The following is a 21238-nucleotide window of genomic DNA, read 5'->3' on the forward strand; positions in this document are numbered from 1 at the left end:
TGTACCACTATTCGGGTTCACTTCAATCTGAGATTTATATTTTTTTAATAAAAATAAGAATTAAATATTTTCTATACTATTTAATCTATGGATTACCATATTACTCACTATTCTCATTATTACAAGCTAATAGTGGTTCATACATCATTATAGCGTGATTCTCCGTTACATATTGATCTTCTATTAACTGTTTCTGTTGATTATATACTTTACGTTGAATCACATTATGTCGTATATAACCGCCCCAGTATGCAGGTTGAATTGAGTGTTCTTTCTCATACACTTCATATTGATAAAGTTGCGGATAGACTGTTCTCCATTCACCAACTAAATATTCATCTGTCATATAAAGGTGAAGTTGATACGGTTGGTCCGTTTCATTTTTAATTTGTAAATCCAAATAGTTATAGGAACAAGTCGCTCCACTCCCAAACGGTTGAGTTCGCCTAGAATCAGGAAAGACATCAAAGCTATGACGATATCGTTCTGTTACTGTCAGTGGTGTATGTAAAGTCATCCAATATATTAAATTCGAAAGCTGACAAAGACCTCCTCCAATACCTGTTTTAAAAGATCCGTAGTGTAATACCATACCTTCTACATACCCTTTTTTCCTCGTAGGCTTACCTATTAAACGCCAGTAAGAAAATGTTTCTCCTGGTCTAATGACGATACCATTTAGTTTTTCAACAGCAATTTTCAAATTAACAACCTTATTCTGTTGATACCACATATCTACATCTTTGAGCTTACGAAGTAATATCGTTCGGTGCTGAATTGCTGTACAAGGTAGCTTTTCTTGTTGGAGCCTTTTTGCATATGTTTTTCCGTCTACTAACCACTGAATGTATCTCTTTGTAGAGTAATACCACGTCCCTAGCATAATGCGATACTTAGACCGCTGTTTAGGACGTAAATGCACTATATTCATTTTATTCCCTCTCTCTTTCTTCAACTAAATTCTAATATACCTCTAATCCAATAAACTACAGTTTTCTTAGCTGCATAATAATTTTCGTAAATAAAGTGAAACTTTAATCAGCCCTCACCAATCGGGCTTTTACAGGCAGCCCGACCCCCACCTAACTTCTTTGCTTTCGCTGATTTTTGAGGTGGGGGTCTTACTGCCCGGCAAATAGCGTGATAAAAAAGACGCAAAAAAATAATAAATTTACTCTAGTGGAGATTTTATTTTGAGGATTGCTTTATAATTATATGAAACTGCGCTGCAATACGATAAATTGAAATAAACACATTATAAATATAACGAATAATATTAAATAAAAAATAATGAAAATTAAAGAAATTCTAAAGTATTAATATATTTTTCGTAAATATTAATTGATAATACATTAGACTTTACTATATGTATAAATTCTCTATTCTACAAAACGAAATTTTTTAATGTAAGAAAAAAATATAATTCCCCTTTAACGTTTATACAAGTCTCATCTGGAAAAATTTCCAAAACGATCCGAACCCTTATATTTAGAATAAACGCAAAAAATTGCCACCAGTTAGCTTAACTGGTTGGCAATTTTTTAACGAGAATGCTTTACAAATAGTTGAATTGCTTCTTCTGGTACATAGCACTTTCCATTACTCTCTACAATAATACTTCCTAATTCATACCCTTTACCATTGATACGAATTATATTTTTGTTACCAAATAGTTGTGCTTCTACTTTATTATGTTTTACCACGAGTAACGGGTTTGCTCCTTCGGTTTTGTCGGCTGTTACAGTTGCACCGATTTTCTTAAAGGCTTGTTCACTCTCTAAAAATATTTTATTCGTTACTTCTTCTAAGTTAAAGCCCATCGCTTTCGCCATCGTCTTCGCAATGTCTGTATTTTGGATTAAGCCTTCTGGTTTTTGAGGTCCATAAGAATGTAAGAATACATCCTCACCTGTATGTCCTCCTGTCGTAAAGCCGATATTTGCACGATTAGCCAATAATATAGTAAGGATTCGTCCTACATCCATTTTCTTTTTTGCCGCTTTTAATTTTTCTTTTTCATCATGAGTTAAATTGTCCAAACCGTATAGTTTAGCTACATTTTCTACATTTGATAAATCAGATTTCAGTTTATTTATAGTTCCTTCAAGTGTCATTTCCGCCTTTTTCAATGGATCGATGTATGCAGAAACTGGTGTAGTATTGTATCCTTTTGTCGTATTCCTATTCCCTATAGAGATACCACTGTTACCATGATCAGTTAAAGCTATAAGCATCGTATCCCCATCTTTCTTCGCAAATTGTAACGCCTTTGCTACCGCTTCATCAAATGCCAATACATCACTAATCATCCCAATTGGATCATTAGCATGGGCTGCCCAATCAGGCTTACTACCTTCTACAAATAAAAAGAAACCATCTTTGTCTTTTGATAATGTTTGAATTGCTTTTTCTGTCATTTGAGAAAGTGTTGGTTGTTCTGGATTTGTTGCTATACGATCTATATCAAACGCAAGAGCATGATTTGAGAAAGAGCCCCAAATTTTATTAGATTTGGAGTTCAATAACGCATCTTTCGTTTCAACAAAATCGTATCCTTTGTCTTGAATCACCTTTACTAAATTTTCACCATCTTTTCGGATTCCATTACTTTTCATAGGTAGCAGCGCCGCTTTTCCCCCGCCTAATACGACATCTATATTTTGATATACTTGCTGCTTCGCAATTACGTCAAATTGCTTGCGATTGACATGGTGAGCCGAGAATCCCGCCGGAGTAGCATGCTGAATTTCAGATGTAGCAACAATTCCAGTTGCACGACCAGTACGTTTTGCACCTTCCAATACGTTTGCGACCGGCCGTAACTTGTCCTCTTCTTTTATTGGCTTTAAGTTAGGTGAATTTACAATAGAAGGTAGTACGCCTACATATCCTGAATTCGATTTATTTCCAGTTGCTAATGCTGTTGCTGCTGGCGCTGAGTCTGTAATAGCTGATTCCGCCGAAAACGTACGAACACCTCCTGTTACAATTTGATCTAACGTAAGCGGTGCCCCTTTATACCAGCGAGCCAATGTTGTCGCCGTTGAACTCGTTCCGTCCATAACCATCATAATTATATTTTTAGGCTGGTGTTCTACTTTTTTCACCTTAGCTTTGGCCGCATGATAATTCATCATACTTTCCGTACTTAATATGCTTACTATTATAGCTCCCACTAATAGTAATTTTTTCATCTTCACACCATAATTCACCATGATTGTTCCTCCATAAACTTTACATTCATTTAAATACACCTTATTTCCTTTTTCATTCCACAACCTACATATGTTTTATTAGTTCCCAATTCTCATAAAGCTAACAATAGTTACTTTCTCTTTCTTTCCTTAATTAAATACCGGTATGTGTCATCTATCTTATAAAAAAGATTTAGCATCCTTTTCATTAATTACTTGTTTAACAATAAATCCTCGATTAAAAGAAATAAAAATTTATTGTTAAACAATAAATTTCATGTTAAATTAATAAGATAATAAATAAATGAGGTGCTTTTTATGAAACAAGGATCAACACTCTTTTTAAAGACCGTTGTGATTCTGATCGGTATCCCTGTTCTTGCTATGTGCATTTTTTTAGTCCCTAAAATAGGAAATTTCGCCGCAGAATTATATCCGGATATTGCATATATTAAATATCTTGTATTTATCAATTTATACGCAACAGCAATACCTTATTACTTCGCACTGTACCAAACATTTAAGCTTTTAAACTATATTGATAAAAACAACGCATTCTCAGAGTTATCTGTAAAAGCTTTAAAAAATATTAAGTACAGCGCATTGGCAATTAGTGTATTATATGTATTAGGTATGCCACTTTTCTATCTCGTGGCAGAGAGAGATGACGCCCCTGGCATTATTATTATCGGAATGATTATGATTTTTGCTTCAATGGTAATCGCGGTCTTTGCTGCCGTTCTCCAAAGACTATTAAAAGATGCTATAGATATAAAATCAGAAAATGATTTAACGGTCTGAGGTGAATAATATGGCAATTATTATTAATATTGATGTAATGTTAGCAAAAAGAAAAATGAGTGTAACAGAACTTTCGGAGAAGGTTGGAATTACAATGGCTAACCTTTCTATCTTGAAAAATGGAAAAGCAAAAGCAGTCCGTTTTTCAACTTTAGAAGCCATTTGCAAGGCATTAGAATGCCAACCGGGGGATATTTTAGAATATCAACCTGAAGATACCGAATAAAAAGAGTCCTTCATATGAATAATGGGTTCAGTTTAGGAAGAGAAAAATGCTAATAAACATTAGAAATAACAAACTAAAACGCTCAGAAAATATTCTGAGCGTTTTTTATTTCCCTCTTCAACTAAAGCACCAGTTAGTGTAAAAAGCTATTTCACCATTTGTATGGCTAACTTATCTTTTAACATTGACCTATATGAGTCAATTTCATATTTTGTATTATTGATTTTTTCTTTTTTCATTTTTAACATATCGAATATTTCTAATTCTAAATTCCTTCTAGCTTCAAGAACTTTTATCGCTCCTTCTACACCTGAATGGTTATGTTCTTTTCCATAGCCTTGGTTAGTGTAATAGTCGATAATTCCTGTGGACCATTCTGGAGTTCTTTCTTTTAACGCCTTCCTAAATGAAAATTCAAGATTATCTTGTTCTACATACAATAACATTGGATTTAAATTCTCTATGATTTTTGCAACTTTCATTACATAATTTATCATTTTTTCTTTTTGTTCACCATATTTAATCATCCCAATAGTTAATGGATTTTGTATGAAACAACATTCAAAAATATAAACCTTATTGTCTTCTAGAGCAATTTCAGCAAAGTCATTCCATTTATCAGCAATTAATTCAACATTTTTATCGAATGGTAATTCATATATATCATTTTTTAAAATAATGTTAAATAATTCGTCCGAAAACTGGTCACCAAACTCATTTTTTATCTTTCTGTATGGTAATAAATAATTGCTTCCTTTTTTTAGAACTTTCTTAAGGAGCACTTCTTTAAAACCTCCACTGTTAGATAATAATCTATCGAACTCAAATTTATTAAAACAAGATACACCATCATAGTCGGCTGGGTGGTTCAAATTTCCCTCTAAAAATAGTTCAACTTCAATTTTATTTTGGCTTAGAATTTCATTTATTAGCTTTGCAGTGGTTGATTTTCCAAATCCAGGTAACCCTTCTACTATTATTAGTTTTGTATTCATAGTTATAAACCCCTATCTTCAAAGTATTTAACCAAGATTAAAAAAATCACTTACTCCACTACAATCACCCCTTCAAAATATGATATTTACCATTTCCTTTGAAAAAACTTTCTTAAAGTAATCTGACCGCTAGTTTAAGAACATTTTTTCACAATCTCTATAATTATTTTAACATAAATTTTCCATTTATCTTGTTATTTAGAACACTATTTAACTATATAAAATTGCTTAAACACTGTACTAACAATAAAAAAAGGGTTGCTAAATCATATGTGATTTACATCCCTAATTTGTGTGTTATTTTATATTTTCTCTCCGGTAACTGAACCCGTTATCATACGAAAAGGACTCTTTTTATTTCACATTACGGTGCAAAACTAATTTGACCAGTAAACAATAGGATAATTGCTATAATCCAAAATATAAAAAATGATGAGGACAGTATTAATGAAAGAATAGCAACCCCCTTCTTTTCTGTTTTTTTCGTCATTGTGATTATTGAAAGCATGATACCTACACCTGTCAGGGCAATTGTAATATAATCTCCAACTATATTACCTGCATTCGCTATCCTTGTTGGCGTTATAAAAACGAATAGAAAACACAAAATGCCGATGAGTAAAGATATATAGCTTATTATACTGTACTTCTTTTTAGGAACTATTTCTGTTTTCATACTAATCCCACCCCTTCTATATAGCTATGAGTTTATATTAGCATGAATAACCATAATTTGGTTATAATAAAAAGCAGATAAAATGGACACTATCACTTTATCTGTCAGTTTATTTCTATCTAACAACTAACCTGACTATTTCTTTACTAAAGATAGACAATCATTCTTTAATCCACGGCAATTGGTATATAATAGCTCTAAAAAATAAAGACTGTACCTTTAAAATGAAAGATACAGTCTTTATTAATAACTTTTTTATAAAGAAAACTCTCTATCACTCAATACCTTAAAAAACTCCGAGTAATGTGATAAAGAATAATCCGCTACATCACAATTACCTTGAAACATACATGTTGAAATACCTAATTCTTTTGCAGGTAATAAATCTAATTCTCTATCTCCAATAGCTAAATCAATATTATATTTTTTATGCAGATGATCGTAAGCTAAAGAGTTCGGCTTTCGGGGAAAGCCATCGTCAATTGTAACCATATCTACAAAGTATTTTTCCCAGCCATAATATTTTAAAATATCCATAACTCCAGCCCTATGTTTATGGGTCATAATCACATTTTTATCTGCAAATTTCAAAATCTCTTCGACACCTGCAAAAGGTTTCATATCTTTTGGCGTGAATTTTCCCTTCAAAACTTTAATCTTTTCTTCCTGCTCGCATGAAATATTATAATACTGAATTGCATGAGAGTATGATATTTTTAAGTTTTTGTATATTTCTTGTTTTTCTACTGAATCACCTAATATTTCAGAAAGCATCATTGTATATGCAGGATACGTATCAAATAACGTCCCATCAAAATCCCATAAAATATTCATTCTATTCACCTTCTATGTTCAAATCATTTAATGACTAAATCCGCCCTATCCCTCGGCGATTCCATTTCTAAGTAATAATCCTCTGCTTTCCAATACCTATTTTCAAACTTTGAAAGGTTTTTCTGTGTCTCCTCACTCTCACGTAGAAACCTTGTCTCTCTTGGACAGTCCAAATAGACCATATAATGAAAGAAATCTCTCCATTCTTTTCGCTGCAGAAAAACTCCTTCAATAACAATTACGCCTACAATAGGAATCTGTACTTTTTCCATTTCACATATATCTGTTTCTTCATGAAAGAAAGGTAATTTCAATTTTGTTTCATGTTGTAGCTTTTGAAAAAATTTCTGCCTTAGCCATTCAATGTCCCATTGTAAATAATAATACTCATACCATTCTTCATATCCAGTATGATATCGTTTATTACGCTCCACTATATGATCATCAATATGGAAAATATGAAACGGAATGCCTTCTTGTTTCATATTTTCTTTTAAATTTGCTACGAATGTTGTTTTTCCTGAACGACTTAAACCATCTATACCTAAAATGAATCTATTTTCCCTATGATTCTTCATAATCGTTATAAGTTCGTTTGTACCCATTACTTCTTCCACTCTTCTTTTAATAAAGAATATAAAATGGTATCGTGAGCAACTCCATTTTGAATCATATGTTTTCGAAGTAATCCTTCTTCTTGAAATCCTGCTTTTATTAACAACTTTTGAGAAGCTTTATTTTCTACATATACAACCGCTGCGATTCTTATCAGTTGCAGCATTTCAAATCCGTAAGCTAAAATCGCTTGTAATGCTTCCGATGCATATCCTTGTCCCCAATATGTATCATCTAATTCATAACCAATTTCAGCTCGTTTATGATTATTATTAATTAAATGAAATCCGCACGTTCCGATTAATTGGCCCGTCCCTTTTTTCTCGATTCCCCAGCGAAATACACTGCCCTCTTCATAACGATTTTTAAACGTTTGAATCGTTGTTTTCGCTTGCTCAATATTTTCAAAAGAATCCATTCCGAAATAACGTATAACTGATTCTTTCGAAAAATATTGGAACATCGTTTCTGCATCTAATAGTGTAAGTTCTCTTAGTCGTAAACGTTCTGTTTCTAGTTTTGGAAATCCCATCTCTCTTTCTCCCTCTATTCTAATGAACTGCAAATTTCAATATAATTTCCATCTGGATCAGCAATGTAGGCAATTGTTTGTCCCCACGGTTTTACAATAGGTTCAACTAAAATCTTGATTCCTTGTTCTCCAAATTGCTCAATCGTTTCTTGTACATTCTCAACAACGAATCCTAATTCGAAATGAGAAGACTTTAATTCACCTTCTGTAAGCGGTAGTCCTGTTAATTCTTTCACATCTTGCCGCGTATTCATCGCTAAAATGGTAGTTCCAGTATTAAATTCAATATATGTACCGTGCTCTGCTTTTATAGGTAACTGTAAAATATCTTTATAGAATTTTAAACATTCCTCAAACTTTTCTACATATAAAATGATGTACTTCATTTTCAAATCCATTTTACATCCCCCTTTATATCTATCCCTAAAATTTCGACAAAAGTCTCACAAAAACCTTGTTCCTTGTAGTAATGAGCAAAAAAAATGAGGCCGATTTCTCGGCCCCCCAGCTTATTGGCATAAAACAGGAGATTTGGTTTGGACATAACCAGTTCGTACTTTTATTATATTTTATTTTTTCTGAATTTTAAATACATTAAACACCTATTTATATTGAGAAAGTTTTTTGCTTGCATAAAATTAAAGATTTTAAGAAATGATACAAATGGAGGTGTATACATATGGAACCAATGCTATGTCCAAGCTGTAAAACGAACCGTACTCGCTTTAATATTCTTGAGCAACAAGTAAAACCAGTCAAATTAAACCCACAAACTGGTCAAGTAGAAGAGGAATACACAAATGAAACGATGAATGCTTTTCATATGGCCTATCAAGGACCTACTTATCGCGTCCAATGCGCTGTATGTGGGCTTGTTGAAAACCCAGAACAATTTATTAAACCTGCGCAAAATCAGTCTTTCTAATAAAAACATTATTATCCCTTGTAGAAATAGATTTTTCTATAAGGGATTTTTCCATTTAATAAGTTAATTAAAGATGTATTTCTTCCTTATTATATATTAAAACCCACACCCTTTTGGTAATATTTACATAAGTGAGGTAAAACAAATGATTTTAAATAAAAAGATAATGCTTCCATCAACATTTCTACTAGTAACTTGCCACATAGTCATCTTTTACTTTTTGATCTTCGATTTGGAAAAAATAACGACTCCTTACGGTCTAACAATATGGATTGTTTCTACTATTTGTGGTCTTTTACTTTATTACCATTTTAAAAATCAAAAATCTAATAAAGTGATATTTATTGCTAATTCTTTATTATTAATTATTTCTTCTTCATTTATGATTTTTTTAGGTATTGTTACTGGTATTATCTTTGTAACTGTTAGTTCTATGAATTAAATATTTATTTTTATTATATAAAAAATAGTTAACAAAATAAATATATATAAAGATTAGAGAAGATGATTTCCCAATTATATATCTCCTCTAAGAATATCACCCTTTGTTAAAATATTTCCTTTTTCATTTTTTTAAGCTTTCTAAATAAATTAATAAACGCATATGAATATATACAAACTAAAAACCCTACCATACCTCTATATAATCCTGATTCTGATACTCCAAGAAAACATAAGTAAAGCACTGGAATTAACGTTACAAACATAATTGCAACGAACTGTATCAATTCAACAAGTTTTTGTATCTTCGTTTCTTTGTCTGAATAAATATCAGGTAACTCATTTTCCTCGTCTACTTCTTTACAGAAATAATTCCATTTCGCAAAACTCGTTACATGTTTCCAGCCACACATTTCATATATATCAATATATTCTAGTTGTTTTTCTTTCGAATCTTTATAATCCAGTCTAAAATCCGCTTTATATATTACATCTTTCGGTTCAGTTTTCTTAAACGTATACATTACATTATACTTTTGTAAAGCCCATCCTTTTTGATGCATTTTTCTTAAAAAAGCTTCTTCTTTTTCCAAGCTCCATATCGCGAAAGGTTTGAATACCTTCTTTGTCTCCATATTCCATTCACTCCCCTAATATACTATTCCCATTCCTTACAGATCTCTGTAACCTGTTATACTCGAGCTCTAACACTTCTCTCCCAAACGTTGTTAACTCATAGCACTTCTTTCTATCTGTAGAGGCAACTTCAACAATTAATTTTTCTTTAAGTAATTTCGTCGTATTCCCGTATAACGTACCAGGACCGAGTTTTACTTCTCCATTTGTCATCTCTTCTACCATTTGCATAATTCCATAACCATGCATCGGCTTTACAAGTGACAATAATATGTAGTATGTCGCCTCAGTTAACGGAATATATTTTTGCGCCTTCACATTCATTATAACTACCTCCGATACATCGCCTCATGATATATCGACTCGCGATACATCGTATACCGATATTGTATAATCATATTCCAAAATATGCAAGAGTAATTTAATAATTAAATATCTATTTCTTTGAATTTAAAAATGATACCAATTTTCTGAATAATTTGTTAAAATATAGAAATATTAGCTCTTTTATACTGAAAGGAATGGTACATATGATAAATAAATTGAAAGAAAACATAGGATCTGTGTTTGTTGGTAAAGAAAATGTTATTGATCTACTGCTTGTTTCACTGCTTGCTGATGGACATGTACTACTCGAAGACGTGCCTGGTACTGGGAAAACGTTACTGGCGAAAACCATTTCAAAAAGTATTGGCGGTAGTTTTTCTCGTGTTCAATTTACCCCTGATGTACTTCCAAGTGATGTGACAGGTATTGAATATTTCAATCCGAAAACGAGTGAATTCGAATTAAGACTTGGACCAGTCATGACCAATATTTTGCTAGCAGATGAAATTAACCGTGCAATGCCGAGAACACAGTCTAGTTTGTTAGAAGCGATGGAAGAGCGACAAGTGACGCTTGAAAAACAGTCTACTCCTCTCCCGAAACCGTTCTTTGTTATTGCAACGCAAAACCCAATTGAATCACAAGGGACTTTCCCTCTTCCAGATGCACAGCTTGATCGCTTTTTAATGACGATTTCAATCGGTTATCCAACTCCTGAAGATGAGTTACAAATGATGCGACGTTTTCGTAACGATTTACCATTAGAAAGTGTCACATCTGTCATCTCATTAGAAGATATTTTAGAAGCTCAAAAACGAGTAAAAGAAATATTTGTTTCGGAACCGTTAGAACATTACATTATTAAACTTGCTCATGCTACAAGAAATCACGATTATATCGCTAATGGTGTAAGCCCACGTGCCACACTTTCTTTAGTGCGCGCAGTTCAAGCATTAGCCTTCTTACGCGGGAGAGAATATTGCACCCCTGAAGATATACAATTTTTAGCTCCTTCTGTTTGGAATCACCGTATTTTCTTATCAATGGAAGGTGCCCTGCGCACGACTAAAAATGATATTATGCAAAGTATTTTAAAAGAAGTTGACGTACCTGTGGAGATTGAGCAAGCATGAATGGACAGCGTGTTGTAACTGTACCTTTATTTTTTCAACTCCATATTATTCAACTAACTGTGCCAGGCGCTATACTATTTACGTTTTTTATGCCGCAACGAATTATAATGTTTCTCTTTTTCTCCTATTATTTATTTGCGGTTTTCATTTATAAATATGTCGCTTACATAGAGAAAAAATTTGAAGTTATAAACGAGAGACAAACAACTCGGCTTTTCCCTGATGAATCTGGAAAGTTTTTTATTCATTTGAAAAACGGTGCAAATATCCCTCTCGTTAATGGTGTTTGTTATTTCCATTTAGATTCGTCTCTTATACAGCATAAAGATCAAGGAATTGAACGAATATCAAAAACGTTATTCTCTTTTCCATTTTCACAACCTGCACATTCGGCGCAAAAATGGGATTTAACATTAACCGCAACGAAACGTGGTGTGTTTCAAATTGAACAGTTCGAATGCGTTTTAAAAGATCCTTTTCATTTATTAAATGTACACTTACCTGTTTTCGATAAGTTAAAAACTGAAATTATTGTGTATCCTTCTCCTAAAGAAGTAGCAGGTTTGCAAGAACTTCAGCAACTTCTAACTGGTTCTTATCGAACTAATTTTTCTTTTTACAATGATGAAACATCTATTATCGGTGTAAAGCGATATGAGCGTGAGTCTTTCCGCTCTATTCATTGGAAGGCATCTGCTAAAATGCAAGAATTACAAGCGAAGCAATTTGAACCTGTAAAAAATTATAGTTGGACGATTTGTCTTTCTTTAGCTGCCGATCGTGGATTTGGTTGGAAAGATAATGTTGAAGATTTAATTTCATTCGCAACATACATTTGCCAATATGCAACGAAGCATCACATACCGTTTGAATTATTTATTAGTGTATTAGCAGAAGGTGGTGCATTACATTTATCGTTACATGAAGGGCAAACACAATATGCAAAAGCTTTAGAAGAATTAGCACGTGTTTCAGATGATAGTACGTTACTGCCGAAACAAGGATTCCTTCATTATGTAATGAGAAAGAGAGAACGTTCGTCTACAATGATATACATTGGTTTACAGAAAAATGAACTCCCTCTTCTCTCGCAGCCAACGTTCCTCATTAATAGCGAAGGGATGGTGGAATCGGTTGAAAACTTGGCTCTATCACGTTAATGACTTTATTTTGCTTCTCCTCCTTTCATTATTAACAGAAAGGGATGACCTTGTTGCTATTTCCATATTTTTAGCAACAGGCTATGTAGGCGTATTTCTTCTTCATAAATTTATGAAGAAAAAAACAACAGGATTTGTCATACTGTTACTTACTCAAATAATCGGTTGTTCTCTCTTTCTCTCTTTCTCTCTATTTGGCACAATAATGTTACCACTTTTCTTCTTTATCGTACATGTGGTCGGACCAGGATATCCGGTTCAAAAATCGTTAGGCGGTATTGTTTGGTTTGGTGTTTCAGCTATATTTTATTCGCCCTTTCCACCTTTGTGGAAACTGTTACTGTTAGTCTTACACATAATGATTACATTTTGGTTAACCGGGGCAAATCGTAATCAGCAGTTATTACGTTTCGCTTCTCTTATTACGATTGGAATAATTAGTGCTTTCCTCATTCCTATTTTCCCATACATTCGGCTTCTTTTTTCTTATGCCGTACAAGTAGTTGCTTTAGGATTTGGATACGCCATTAATCCCTTATTTTCGGCAGCTGAATCAAAAGAAACAGACGATTTTTGGGCGAATAAAGGGAATTTAAAGGACCCTCAAATTAAAGATGAATTTGGACAGCGTGCTTTTGATCCAACTCTCATAAATAGCATTACCATAATAGTATGTACAACCATTGCTATTTACGTTGTTTGGAAAATAATAAAAAGACGAAAACAATTCAGTTTACCAAATATGCCTGCCTTCGAATCTACTATCATTACTAATAAAGAAGGAACGAACCAAAATCGTTTTAAACGAAATAAACCGCCGCATAACGAAATTCGGAAGGAAATTTTCAAGCTAGAGAGTAAGTTAACCCCTCCTTTAAATAGAAAACGGGGAGAAACTGTTGAGGCTTGGCTAGAAAGAATAAATGATGAAGAAGATGTAAATATTCAAAGTGATATTATTATAGATGCTTATAATACGGTGCGTTATTCAAATGGTAAAAGCATTGTACTTCTGCATGAATTTAAGGAAGAGATTCAAAAGCTTTATGCCTATCAGAAAAGTTTGAAGAAACGAAAGAAATAACGTAACAAAAAGACTCCTATATTCATAGGAGTCTTTTTATACTTCTACGTTGCTTTTTAAATTGAAGCATTCTTCCCTGCTTCAATTTCTAATGACTCTTCATGCCACCAAAGTGTTTCTTCAGGATCTTCTTTAGCAATTAGGTGTGCTTCTTTTTTCGATTCTACTGTAGGATATGAACCTTTTAGCGCACGTCCTGAAGTTGTAACGAATAATACACTAAATACGACTAATCCAATAATACTTACACCTGCTAAATAAAATGCCGGTGCAAGCGGGTTACCGGTTGCATGAACTAAGTATGAACATACGAGCGGTGTTGTACCACCGAATATCGATACAGAAATATTAAATGAGATCGAAAGTGCTCGATAACGTACATCGGTGAAAAATAGTGATGGTAATAATGAAGGTAGCGTTCCTTCATATACACTTAGGAAGAATCCTAAAATGAAAATACCTGCAAATATAGCTGCAATATGTCCGTTACCTATTAGTAAAAATGCCGGAATTGCAAATACAGTTAAACCAAGTAAACCAATTTGCACGACGCGTTTATTACCAATTTTATCACTTAATTTACCGAAATAAAGTGATAGCGGAATCATAAGTGCCATCGTAATTGAAATAATTAATAAGCCAGTTGTTTCTTTGACTTTAAGTACTTGAGTTAGATAAGAAGGAATATACGAAAGAATCATATAATTCGTAATATTAAAGAAGGCGACAATTACTGTGCTTAATAAGAAGTCTTTTTTGTGATATTTTAATATATCTATAAATGAAAATTGTTCGTTGTCTTCAGATTCCTCTTGTGCTTTTTCCATCTCTTCAAAGATGGGAGATTCATCTAAATGACGGCGTAAATATAAACCGACCAAACCAATTGGTGCAGCTATTAAGAAAGGAATACGCCAGCCCCAGCTGAGCATTTGTTCATCTGTTAACAATAACGTCAAAATGGTAACAATTACCGATGCAGCAATGTAACCTGAGAGTGTTCCAATTTCAAGACCACTACCGAGTATACCACGCTTTTTATCTGGAGAAGATTCTGCGATATAAACCATTGCTCCTGAATATTCGCCGCCTGTAGAGAAGCCTTGAATCATTCGGGCAACTAAAAGAAGTATTGGTGCCCATACACCAATTTGTTCATAGGTTGGTAGTAATGCGATGAATAATGTAGAAAGTGCCATTAAAATAATAGTAGTACTTAACACGATTTTTCGGCCGTACTTATCTCCTATTCTACCAAAGAATACACCTCCGATTGGTCGAACGAGAAAGGCCACTGCAAAAGTAGCAAATGTAAGTACAAGTTGCAACCCACTATTATCAACACCTGAGAAGAATAATTGACTTAAAATTACCGCTAAATACGCGTATAATCCGAAGTCAAACCACTCCATTGCATTCCCTATGCCAGTAGCAACTACTGCTTTCCTGGCTTGTTTAGGATTGACAATATTAACGTCTTGAGGTTCAAAATTTAAATCATTATTTTGTTGCATATAATAAAACAGCTCCTTATTTAATTTAACTTCTTTAAGCACACCTTCTCTTATTGAATAAATTAATTCGAAGCACTTAAGGAAAATTAACGTCTCCTTATCTGTTATTATTGTTTCACATAATTAAATATTTGTCCAATGAGATGCTCCATAGGTTAAGTAATTTATTAAAATTAAAAAGCTGAAGAAGGCGCTATATGAGTACCTTTTTCAGCTTTTTAATTTAATTTGTAAATTTATTTTTTTCACCCTTATTTTCTTCCTATTTGAATAGAAATCAAGGTACTTTTTCATTAAAGTTTTTAAACACTTGTAGCTGCTAAACTATACATACAAGTGATAAACTCCTTAACAAATGCATCAATTTCTTCTTTTGTAATTATATATGGAGGAAGTAAACGAATGATGTTCCCTTGTGTAACATCAACTAATATCCCCTTCTCCATTAGCTCTACCTGTAATTTCTTCACATTTTCATTCGTATCATTCAAACTAATTCCAAACATCATGCCAGCATGACGTACTTCCCCAATATAATAAGAATTTTCTTTCTGAATTTCTTGCAATTTATCATTCAAATAAAGTGACGTTTCATACGCTTCTTGCATTAAACCATCGTCAATCAATGCGTTTAATACCGTTAACCCTAAAGCCGTTCCCATTGATGAATGAGCAAATGTTGTGCCGTGATCTCCTGGTGCGAATACATCACATAACTTTTCACCTACAATAATTCCGCCAAGCGGTATCCCGCCTCCTGCACCTTTACCAATTTGAATAATATCCGGTGTAATATTGAAATTTTGATAAGCAAATAGTTTGCCAGTTCTCCCCATACCACTTTGTACTTCATCGACGATCAGTAGTACATTATATTTCTCACATAAGTTTTGAACACCATGTAAATATTCACTTGATAAAGGGTATATCCCCCCGCTTCCTAATACAGGCTCTAGCATAATCGCAATTGGATTTTCTCTAACAATTGTTTCTTCTAATTGCTCTATATTCTCGCGCTCTACTTCATATACTGGAATCGATGTTTTAGGGAAATTTTGATATACACTTTCCTGTCTCGTAAAATGAAGTGCTCCTAACGTACGCCCGTGGAAACTATTCTTCAGTACTACAATTCCTTCACGTTCTTCACCCTTATTAGCTCTATATTTATCAATTAATTTCAACGTTGTTTCTGTCGCTTCCGTACCAGAGTTTGTAAAAAAGACTTTTCCGTTTTTTAAAGAGCAATCAACTAATTTCTTTGCATATTCAATTGCAACTGGGTTTAAGAAATGAAACGGTAAATGTAACGATTTCGCAACTTGCTCCATTGTCGTTTGGACAATTTTAGGATGATTGTATCCTAATACATTTACTCCTACGCCAGAAAATAAATCTAAATACTCTTTACCATCTACATCATACAGTTTACACCCTTCTCCTCTTTCCATTGCAACCTCTGTACGACAATATGTAGACATCATATATTCTTTATCTAATTGAAACCAATCCGACATGTTAAATTCCTCCTAGTTATTTTCCCTTTTTTAACGTTCATTCTCTATATAATCGTTTATAAATTAAGTTTTAAGATTGAAATTTTAATAGTTGTTTTTTTCCACTTTTTTAGTAAAACGTGTGCTTTCTCTTCCCGATATTCATTTTTCCATAATTTCTTCTATTTCAACAGGTCCACTACATATGTGTTTTTTTCATCTAGCGGTATGTTACTGCTTTGAACTTTGCATGTCGTACATAATTAGGGCTATAGAATCATATTTAGTAACAATGGACAAAAAAGATTTGGAGGCTATATCGATGGATGAAAACTATGATAAACAAGGGCAACCTATACTAGGGAAAGACTTTAATGAAAATGACGAACGTAATGAACAAGCTAAACTTCACTCTCAAACAGTTGGTTCACGTGGACCCGTACTAGAGCAAGATAGTGTACTGCATGAGTCATTACAACAATTTATTCATGAAAAAATTTTAGAAAGACCCGTTCATGTAAAAGGATTTGGTGCGTTCGGTTATTTTCAAACGATATATTCGATGTCTGAACATACTAAATTAAGTTTTTTACAAAATTCTAATGAGAAAGTTCCTGTTATGGTGCGATTTTCGTTAGCTGTTAGTACGAAAGGAACACCGGATACTTCTAGAAATGTACGCGGTTTTTCCACAAAATTTTATACAAAAGAAGGCATTTTTGACCTTTTATGCAATCACATCCCTGTTTTTTCTGTTCGTGATCCGATGCGTTTCCCTGAAACGATTCAAGCATTATTGCCTTCACCTAAAAATAACTTAATAGACCCTGATAGATTTTGGAGTTTTGTCGCTAAAGCACCTGAATCTATTCATTTTGTTGTCCATTTATACTCTAATAATGGTACAGCCAAAAGTCTTCGCCACATACCAGGACATAGTGTAAATACATACGTTTGGAGAAATGCGGAAGGTAATCGAAAGTATGTAAAGTATCATTGGTACCCATTTGAAGGTGTACAGTACATTACTAGTAAAGAAGCAATTAAACTAGCTGCCGAAAATCCTGATTATAGCGGGAAAGATTTATATGATGCAATTGAAAATGGTAAACCAGTGGAGTATGGTTTATACGTCCAGCTCATGGATCCGAAAAATGAAGCGCACCTTTCTTATGATCCTTTAGATGACACAAAAGTATGGGATGAACAGACGTATCCTCTCATACCAGTCGGGAAAATGGTATTAAATAAAAACCCTGAAAATTTTATGGAACAAGTAGAAAAAGTCGCATTCTCCCCTTCTAATTTACTGGATGGCGCAGAACTATCAGATGATAAAATGCTTCAAGGGCGCGCTAACATTTACAGTGATTCACAAAGAAGAAGAATTGGTCCCGAATTTCGCAAATTAACGATTAACCAACAACAAGATTGGACACCCGCTAATCAAATTACAAGCGGTGACGGAAGGTACGTTGAAGGTAAACTTGAAAGAACTTCTATAACAAAACAGAATGACTTTACGCAGGCTGGTGAATTTTATACGAAGTTACAGCCAATAGAAAAAGAACATCTCGCTGAAAACTTAGCTAGTGATTTGAAAGTTATATCCGATGATATTAGGGAGATCGTTTTGGGGTATTTCAATCAAGTATCAACTGATTTGAAAACAAGCATTGAGACAAAAATGAAAGAGCATTAAGAAGATTAAAACATGCTTTACGAATGAGAATTCAAATCTATATTAATTATTTTCTTGTCAAAATCCAATGAGGTTATTTAATTTGAAAATATAAAGCCAACATATCCCTGTTCTATAATTAGAACAGGGATATGTTGGCTTAGTTTAATGTTTAACATTACATACTTTATTTCGCTAAAAAATGCGATAAGTAGCCTTTCAAAACAAACTATAGTAAACTATTTTACTTGTACCGTATAATTCCCTGTTCCACCACCATACTTATATACACTTAAGTAATATTTCCCTGGCTTTGCATTATAATTTCCAAGCAATTTGTTTCCATCACGTTTTGTTGCATAAGCTACATAATTATTTAAATCTGATTCAGAATATAATACCCAGTTCAGTCCAAGATTTTGTTCGTTCGTAACAGAAATTTGTAAATCTTTTTGATCCTTTACATCAATAACAAATTTATCCCCCTGATCTTGATCGCTCAAGGTTCCTCTTAACAAAATATTCAAAGATAGTGGGTTTGCTGTTTCAAATGAATTATTTGGTTCTTTTTCTACAGCCGTACCTTCTTCCGTATTCACTCCGCTAAACACAACATCATATTCAAATTGCCCAGCATTATTTACACGGTAATTTACAAAATAAGCAGTCAATGTTTTATATCCAGTCCACTCTTTTCCTGAAAGACGTTTCAACATATCATTTGTTGCTTCATTCATCACTTTCCAGTCCTCAACTTCTCCTTTAGCCGCACTTCCTGTATATGTCCCCTGTAGTGTAAATGTATTAAAGAATTGTGATTTATTCTTTGTTACTTTCACATCTTTTAATTTCGCTTCATTCGTAATATCTGAAGTAATGTCCGAAAGCGATTTTGGATCATGCTGAGTTAAATACTCACCTGATACTTGTGGAATTGTATACTTATCGCGATTATCAATAAGCATTTGCATATAAGATTGATATTCTTCATTTAACTTATTATCTTTGCTTAATGTAGCACGGTATGCATCGTAACTTGAAACATCATTTGCGCGAATCAAATCATGCACTTTATCGAACATTTCAGGGCGCTTATTATACATATATGATTGCAGCGCAAACGAATAATTATAAAAATCCCACGTTCCATATTTCGCATTTAATGTTTGTGATGCTGTATAACGTTTTGCAGGATCATTAGATAACCCACCAATTATACTTTTTCGCGGTACTACACTATCTAATCGCGTTGCACCTGCAAAGAACTCTGCGTTTCCTTCTTCAAACCATGTTAAACGTTCATTTTGATACATTTCTCCTTGTCCCCATAATCCCTGAACTTCGTACCTTCCCTGTAAGTAGTGCGTAAATTCATGGCGGAATAATTCTTCCAAACTATAAATACTTTGCTCTGGTGTACGTTCATATGTAAAGAAAGTCCCTGTCCCTTCAATATAAATCCCACCATTATTCGTTTCATATCCGTACAGTTGACGATTAAATTGATACTCATCTGGGCTATTATAAATAACCATCGTTAACACATCATCAGCATGTCCACTTTCAAGTGGTTTATCGCTACCAACTGTACGATAAAATTGAGAACGCACTTCTTTTGCCGCCCAGTATAGACGTTTAATTTTCTCTTCGCTAACTTTATCCCCAGCTTTAAAGACAATTGCTCCATCATCAAACGTATACGTTTTCGGTAAATATTTCTTTTTACCCTCTTCTCGAATTTGATCTAAATTTACAGTTTTTCCGTTTGCATCTATTCCTCCATAATTTGTAGTAATTTGTTCTGCCGCAACAAAGTATTGCTCTCCTAAATATGGATAAATTCGCATTGCATCTGTAACAACTTGTTGTCCTTTTGTCGGCGTGCTATGAAGCTTGCCCAATCGGCCAGCATAGTAAATTCCATTATTAATTAACCATCCGTTTTTATTTGTTACTGTACCAAGTAGTGCAAAACGATTTACTTCATTAATAAAGTTATCAATATTTCGAAACCACATCGTATCTTTAGGCTCTTTTCCAGTCGTGTACATATCCGTCTGAATATCAAAGTCAATTCCCTTCATCAACTCATATATAGCGTCTCCTTTTGTTCGGTCTTCAATGAAAGTTGCAAGATTATCGTTATATTGTTTAAAAATTTCACCTGCATATAAAACCGTTTCAACATCTGCTGATGCATTTCCAATTAATTTTCCATATGATGCAATTACTTTATTTTGTTCTGATGTACCAAGTTTGAAATTTGGATTTTTTGCAATTGTTTTTAAAGCTGGTAAACATTTATCATGGTAGCTACGCTCATTTAGTTTGCTTAATTCATCATGGTAAAAACCTAAATAAAATGCTGCACGTAGAGCTTCTACTAATGTTTCAATCCCTTTTGAATCATCTTTCGTATAAGCTTGTCCTTGTTCTGCTAGTTTATTAATAATTGCTTGCATTCGACTATCATCTTGATAGAATTTAAGACTATCACTATTAAACTGAAATAATTCTGGAATTTGATACCATTTAATTGTCACAAGAAGATCAGTTAATTGTTTATTATTTAATTGATTTAACTCAGCCATTGAATACTTTTTTTCTTCAGCTAACGGTTTAATATTATCGTTTGGTGCTAGTGGACGCTGCGATAAATCCGCTAATTTTAACCGTTTTGTAAAAGATGCATTTTCTTGTACTTTTGAAGGGTGCGCCAATTCATCAACAGATTTCTGTATTCCTACCGGCTCCATTTGTAATACGTTCTTCAGATTTTTCTCTTTTGTCTCTGCTTGAATTTGCAAACCATTACATGTTATTGTCACTAGTCCAACACCAAGAATCCACTTAGAAATTTTCGAATATTTAACCATACCATTGCCCCCTAATAATTTAAAAGAAAATTCAGAATTTTTAAAACGAAAACCTACTTATTTGTATGTATTTACAGTTCCGCTATAAATAC

21 protein-coding genes are annotated in these 21238 nt (G+C 33.4%); 8 read left to right on the forward strand and 13 right to left on the reverse strand.

Features of this window, described 5'->3' with window-relative positions; all coding sequences use genetic code 11:
* Positions 1–100 precede the first annotated feature (100 nt).
* A complete protein-coding gene (locus RT27_RS18480; protein ID WP_043936937.1) occupies positions 101–931 on the reverse strand; it encodes a VanW family protein in 831 nt (276 codons plus the stop codon).
* Positions 932–1541: 610 nt separating this feature from the next.
* The gene (locus RT27_RS18485; protein WP_043936939.1) at positions 1542–3215 is read right to left on the reverse strand and encodes an alkaline phosphatase; all 1674 of its coding nucleotides are present in this window, start codon (positions 3213–3215) and stop codon (positions 1542–1544) included.
* A gap of 297 nt (positions 3216–3512) precedes the next feature.
* Here RT27_RS18485 and RT27_RS18490 point away from each other — a divergent pair, with 297 nt between their 5' ends.
* Both RT27_RS18490 and RT27_RS18495 read left to right on the forward strand, forming a co-directional pair.
* The gene (locus tag RT27_RS18490; protein ID WP_001977318.1) at positions 3513–3995 is read left to right on the forward strand and encodes a DUF2975 domain-containing protein; all 483 of its coding nucleotides are present in this window, start codon (positions 3513–3515) and stop codon (positions 3993–3995) included.
* A 10-nt stretch (positions 3996–4005) separates the two neighbouring features.
* Positions 4006–4221, forward strand: a complete 216-nt coding sequence (locus RT27_RS18495; RefSeq protein ID WP_000974619.1) for a helix-turn-helix transcriptional regulator — start codon at positions 4006–4008, stop codon at positions 4219–4221.
* Positions 4222–4367: 146 nt separating this feature from the next.
* Here the strand turns inward: RT27_RS18495 and RT27_RS18500 are convergent, their stop codons facing one another.
* From RT27_RS18500 to RT27_RS18525, 6 genes are all read right to left on the reverse strand, one after another.
* Positions 4368–5216, reverse strand: coding sequence for a hypothetical protein (locus RT27_RS18500; protein WP_043936943.1), 849 nt, complete (start codon positions 5214–5216; stop codon positions 4368–4370).
* A 364-nt stretch (positions 5217–5580) separates the two neighbouring features.
* Complete coding sequence (locus RT27_RS18505; RefSeq protein WP_029442651.1) at positions 5581–5892, reverse strand: hypothetical protein; 312 nt, start codon at positions 5890–5892, stop codon at positions 5581–5583.
* Between the two features lie 255 nt (positions 5893–6147).
* Positions 6148–6726 (reverse strand): HAD-IA family hydrolase, encoded by a 579-nt coding sequence (locus tag RT27_RS18510; RefSeq protein WP_043936945.1) that lies wholly within the window; start codon positions 6724–6726, stop codon positions 6148–6150.
* 23 nt (positions 6727–6749) lie between these two features.
* Positions 6750–7331 (reverse strand): kinase, encoded by a 582-nt coding sequence (locus RT27_RS18515; RefSeq protein WP_043936947.1) that lies wholly within the window; start codon positions 7329–7331, stop codon positions 6750–6752.
* On the reverse strand, positions 7331–7873 hold the full coding sequence (locus RT27_RS18520; protein ID WP_043936948.1) for a GNAT family protein: 543 nt from the start codon (positions 7871–7873) through the stop codon (positions 7331–7333). The genes RT27_RS18515 and RT27_RS18520 overlap by 1 nt, the downstream gene beginning before the upstream one ends.
* 14 nt (positions 7874–7887) lie before the next feature.
* The gene (locus RT27_RS18525; RefSeq protein WP_043936950.1) at positions 7888–8271 is read right to left on the reverse strand and encodes a VOC family protein; all 384 of its coding nucleotides are present in this window, start codon (positions 8269–8271) and stop codon (positions 7888–7890) included.
* Between the two features lie 281 nt (positions 8272–8552).
* On the opposite strand from RT27_RS18525, the gene RT27_RS18530 reads away from it, so the two are divergent.
* Both RT27_RS18530 and RT27_RS35810 read left to right on the forward strand, forming a co-directional pair.
* A complete protein-coding gene (locus tag RT27_RS18530; RefSeq protein ID WP_000433609.1) occupies positions 8553–8798 on the forward strand; it encodes a hypothetical protein in 246 nt (81 codons plus the stop codon).
* 145 nt (positions 8799–8943) lie between these two features.
* Positions 8944–9240 carry a hypothetical protein gene (locus RT27_RS35810; protein ID WP_082044886.1) on the forward strand — a complete coding sequence of 99 codons (297 nt, stop codon included), beginning with the start codon at positions 8944–8946 and terminating at the stop codon, positions 9238–9240.
* A gap of 106 nt (positions 9241–9346) precedes the next feature.
* On the opposite strand, the gene RT27_RS18535 is transcribed toward RT27_RS35810, so the two are convergent.
* Both RT27_RS18535 and RT27_RS18540 read right to left on the reverse strand, forming a co-directional pair.
* Positions 9347–9802, reverse strand: coding sequence for a DUF2812 domain-containing protein (locus tag RT27_RS18535; protein ID WP_306795453.1), 456 nt, complete (start codon positions 9800–9802; stop codon positions 9347–9349).
* Positions 9803–9881: 79 nt separating this feature from the next.
* Complete coding sequence (locus tag RT27_RS18540) at positions 9882–10199, reverse strand: PadR family transcriptional regulator (RefSeq protein WP_043936952.1); 318 nt, start codon at positions 10197–10199, stop codon at positions 9882–9884.
* Between the two features lie 206 nt (positions 10200–10405).
* Here RT27_RS18540 and RT27_RS18545 point away from each other — a divergent pair, with 206 nt between their 5' ends.
* The 3 genes from RT27_RS18545 to RT27_RS18555 are packed head-to-tail and all read left to right on the forward strand — an operon-like array spanning position 10406 to position 13579.
* Positions 10406–11335, forward strand: coding sequence for a MoxR family ATPase (locus RT27_RS18545; protein WP_043936954.1), 930 nt, complete (start codon positions 10406–10408; stop codon positions 11333–11335).
* On the forward strand, positions 11332–12495 hold the full coding sequence (locus RT27_RS18550; protein ID WP_043936955.1) for a DUF58 domain-containing protein: 1164 nt from the start codon (positions 11332–11334) through the stop codon (positions 12493–12495). Before RT27_RS18545 ends, RT27_RS18550 begins: the two co-directional genes overlap by 4 nt.
* The gene (locus tag RT27_RS18555; protein WP_043936956.1) at positions 12470–13579 is read left to right on the forward strand and encodes a DUF4018 domain-containing protein; all 1110 of its coding nucleotides are present in this window, start codon (positions 12470–12472) and stop codon (positions 13577–13579) included. The genes RT27_RS18550 and RT27_RS18555 overlap by 26 nt, the downstream gene beginning before the upstream one ends.
* Positions 13580–13635: 56 nt before the next feature.
* Here the strand turns inward: RT27_RS18555 and RT27_RS18560 are convergent, their stop codons facing one another.
* Positions 13636–15093 carry an MFS transporter gene (locus RT27_RS18560; protein ID WP_043936957.1) on the reverse strand — a complete coding sequence of 486 codons (1458 nt, stop codon included), beginning with the start codon at positions 15091–15093 and terminating at the stop codon, positions 13636–13638.
* A 302-nt stretch (positions 15094–15395) separates the two neighbouring features.
* Entirely contained in the window at positions 15396–16610 is a 1215-nt protein-coding gene (locus RT27_RS18565; protein WP_043936959.1) for an aminotransferase class III-fold pyridoxal phosphate-dependent enzyme, read from the reverse strand.
* A gap of 301 nt (positions 16611–16911) precedes the next feature.
* Here RT27_RS18565 and RT27_RS18570 point away from each other — a divergent pair, with 301 nt between their 5' ends.
* Positions 16912–18291 (forward strand): catalase, encoded by a 1380-nt coding sequence (locus RT27_RS18570; RefSeq protein WP_043936960.1) that lies wholly within the window; start codon positions 16912–16914, stop codon positions 18289–18291.
* Positions 18292–18509: 218 nt separating this feature from the next.
* Here RT27_RS18570 and colA read toward each other — a convergent pair whose 3' ends face one another.
* Entirely contained in the window at positions 18510–21146 is a 2637-nt protein-coding gene (gene colA / locus RT27_RS18575) for a collagenase ColA (RefSeq protein ID WP_043936962.1), read from the reverse strand.
* Positions 21147–21238: the final 92 nt, after the last annotated feature.

The sequence above is a fragment of the Bacillus sp. L_1B0_5 genome, assembly GCF_000836715.1.
Classification (GTDB): domain Bacteria; phylum Bacillota; class Bacilli; order Bacillales; family Bacillaceae_G; genus Bacillus_A; species Bacillus_A thuringiensis_S.

Bases quoted from the DNA above. Each gene is read 5' to 3' on its own strand.
- RT27_RS18480 (WP_043936937.1), bottom strand. From the start codon at position 931: ATGAATATAGTGCATTTACGTCCTAAACAGCGGTCTAAGTATCGCATT.
- RT27_RS18485 (WP_043936939.1), bottom strand. From the start codon at position 3,215: ATGGTGAATTATGGTGTGAAGATGAAAAAATTACTATTAGTGGGAGCT.
- RT27_RS18490 (WP_001977318.1), top strand. From the start codon at position 3,513: ATGAAACAAGGATCAACACTCTTTTTAAAGACCGTTGTGATTCTGATC.
- RT27_RS18495 (WP_000974619.1), top strand. From the start codon at position 4,006: ATGGCAATTATTATTAATATTGATGTAATGTTAGCAAAAAGAAAAATG.
- RT27_RS18500 (WP_043936943.1), bottom strand. From the start codon at position 5,216: ATGAATACAAAACTAATAATAGTAGAAGGGTTACCTGGATTTGGAAAA.
- RT27_RS18505 (WP_029442651.1), bottom strand. From the start codon at position 5,892: ATGAAAACAGAAATAGTTCCTAAAAAGAAGTACAGTATAATAAGCTAT.
- RT27_RS18510 (WP_043936945.1), bottom strand. From the start codon at position 6,726: ATGAATATTTTATGGGATTTTGATGGGACGTTATTTGATACGTATCCT.
- RT27_RS18515 (WP_043936947.1), bottom strand. From the start codon at position 7,331: ATGGGTACAAACGAACTTATAACGATTATGAAGAATCATAGGGAAAAT.
- RT27_RS18520 (WP_043936948.1), bottom strand. From the start codon at position 7,873: ATGGGATTTCCAAAACTAGAAACAGAACGTTTACGACTAAGAGAACTT.
- RT27_RS18525 (WP_043936950.1), bottom strand. From the start codon at position 8,271: ATGGATTTGAAAATGAAGTACATCATTTTATATGTAGAAAAGTTTGAG.
- RT27_RS18530 (WP_000433609.1), top strand. From the start codon at position 8,553: ATGGAACCAATGCTATGTCCAAGCTGTAAAACGAACCGTACTCGCTTT.
- RT27_RS35810 (WP_082044886.1), top strand. From the start codon at position 8,944: ATGATTTTAAATAAAAAGATAATGCTTCCATCAACATTTCTACTAGTA.
- RT27_RS18535 (WP_306795453.1), bottom strand. From the start codon at position 9,802: ATGCATCAAAAAGGATGGGCTTTACAAAAGTATAATGTAATGTATACG.
- RT27_RS18540 (WP_043936952.1), bottom strand. From the start codon at position 10,199: ATGAATGTGAAGGCGCAAAAATATATTCCGTTAACTGAGGCGACATAC.
- RT27_RS18545 (WP_043936954.1), top strand. From the start codon at position 10,406: ATGATAAATAAATTGAAAGAAAACATAGGATCTGTGTTTGTTGGTAAA.
- RT27_RS18550 (WP_043936955.1), top strand. From the start codon at position 11,332: ATGAATGGACAGCGTGTTGTAACTGTACCTTTATTTTTTCAACTCCAT.
- RT27_RS18560 (WP_043936957.1), bottom strand. From the start codon at position 15,093: ATGCAACAAAATAATGATTTAAATTTTGAACCTCAAGACGTTAATATT.
- RT27_RS18565 (WP_043936959.1), bottom strand. From the start codon at position 16,610: ATGTCGGATTGGTTTCAATTAGATAAAGAATATATGATGTCTACATAT.
- RT27_RS18570 (WP_043936960.1), top strand. From the start codon at position 16,912: ATGGATGAAAACTATGATAAACAAGGGCAACCTATACTAGGGAAAGAC.
- colA (WP_043936962.1), bottom strand. From the start codon at position 21,146: ATGGTTAAATATTCGAAAATTTCTAAGTGGATTCTTGGTGTTGGACTA.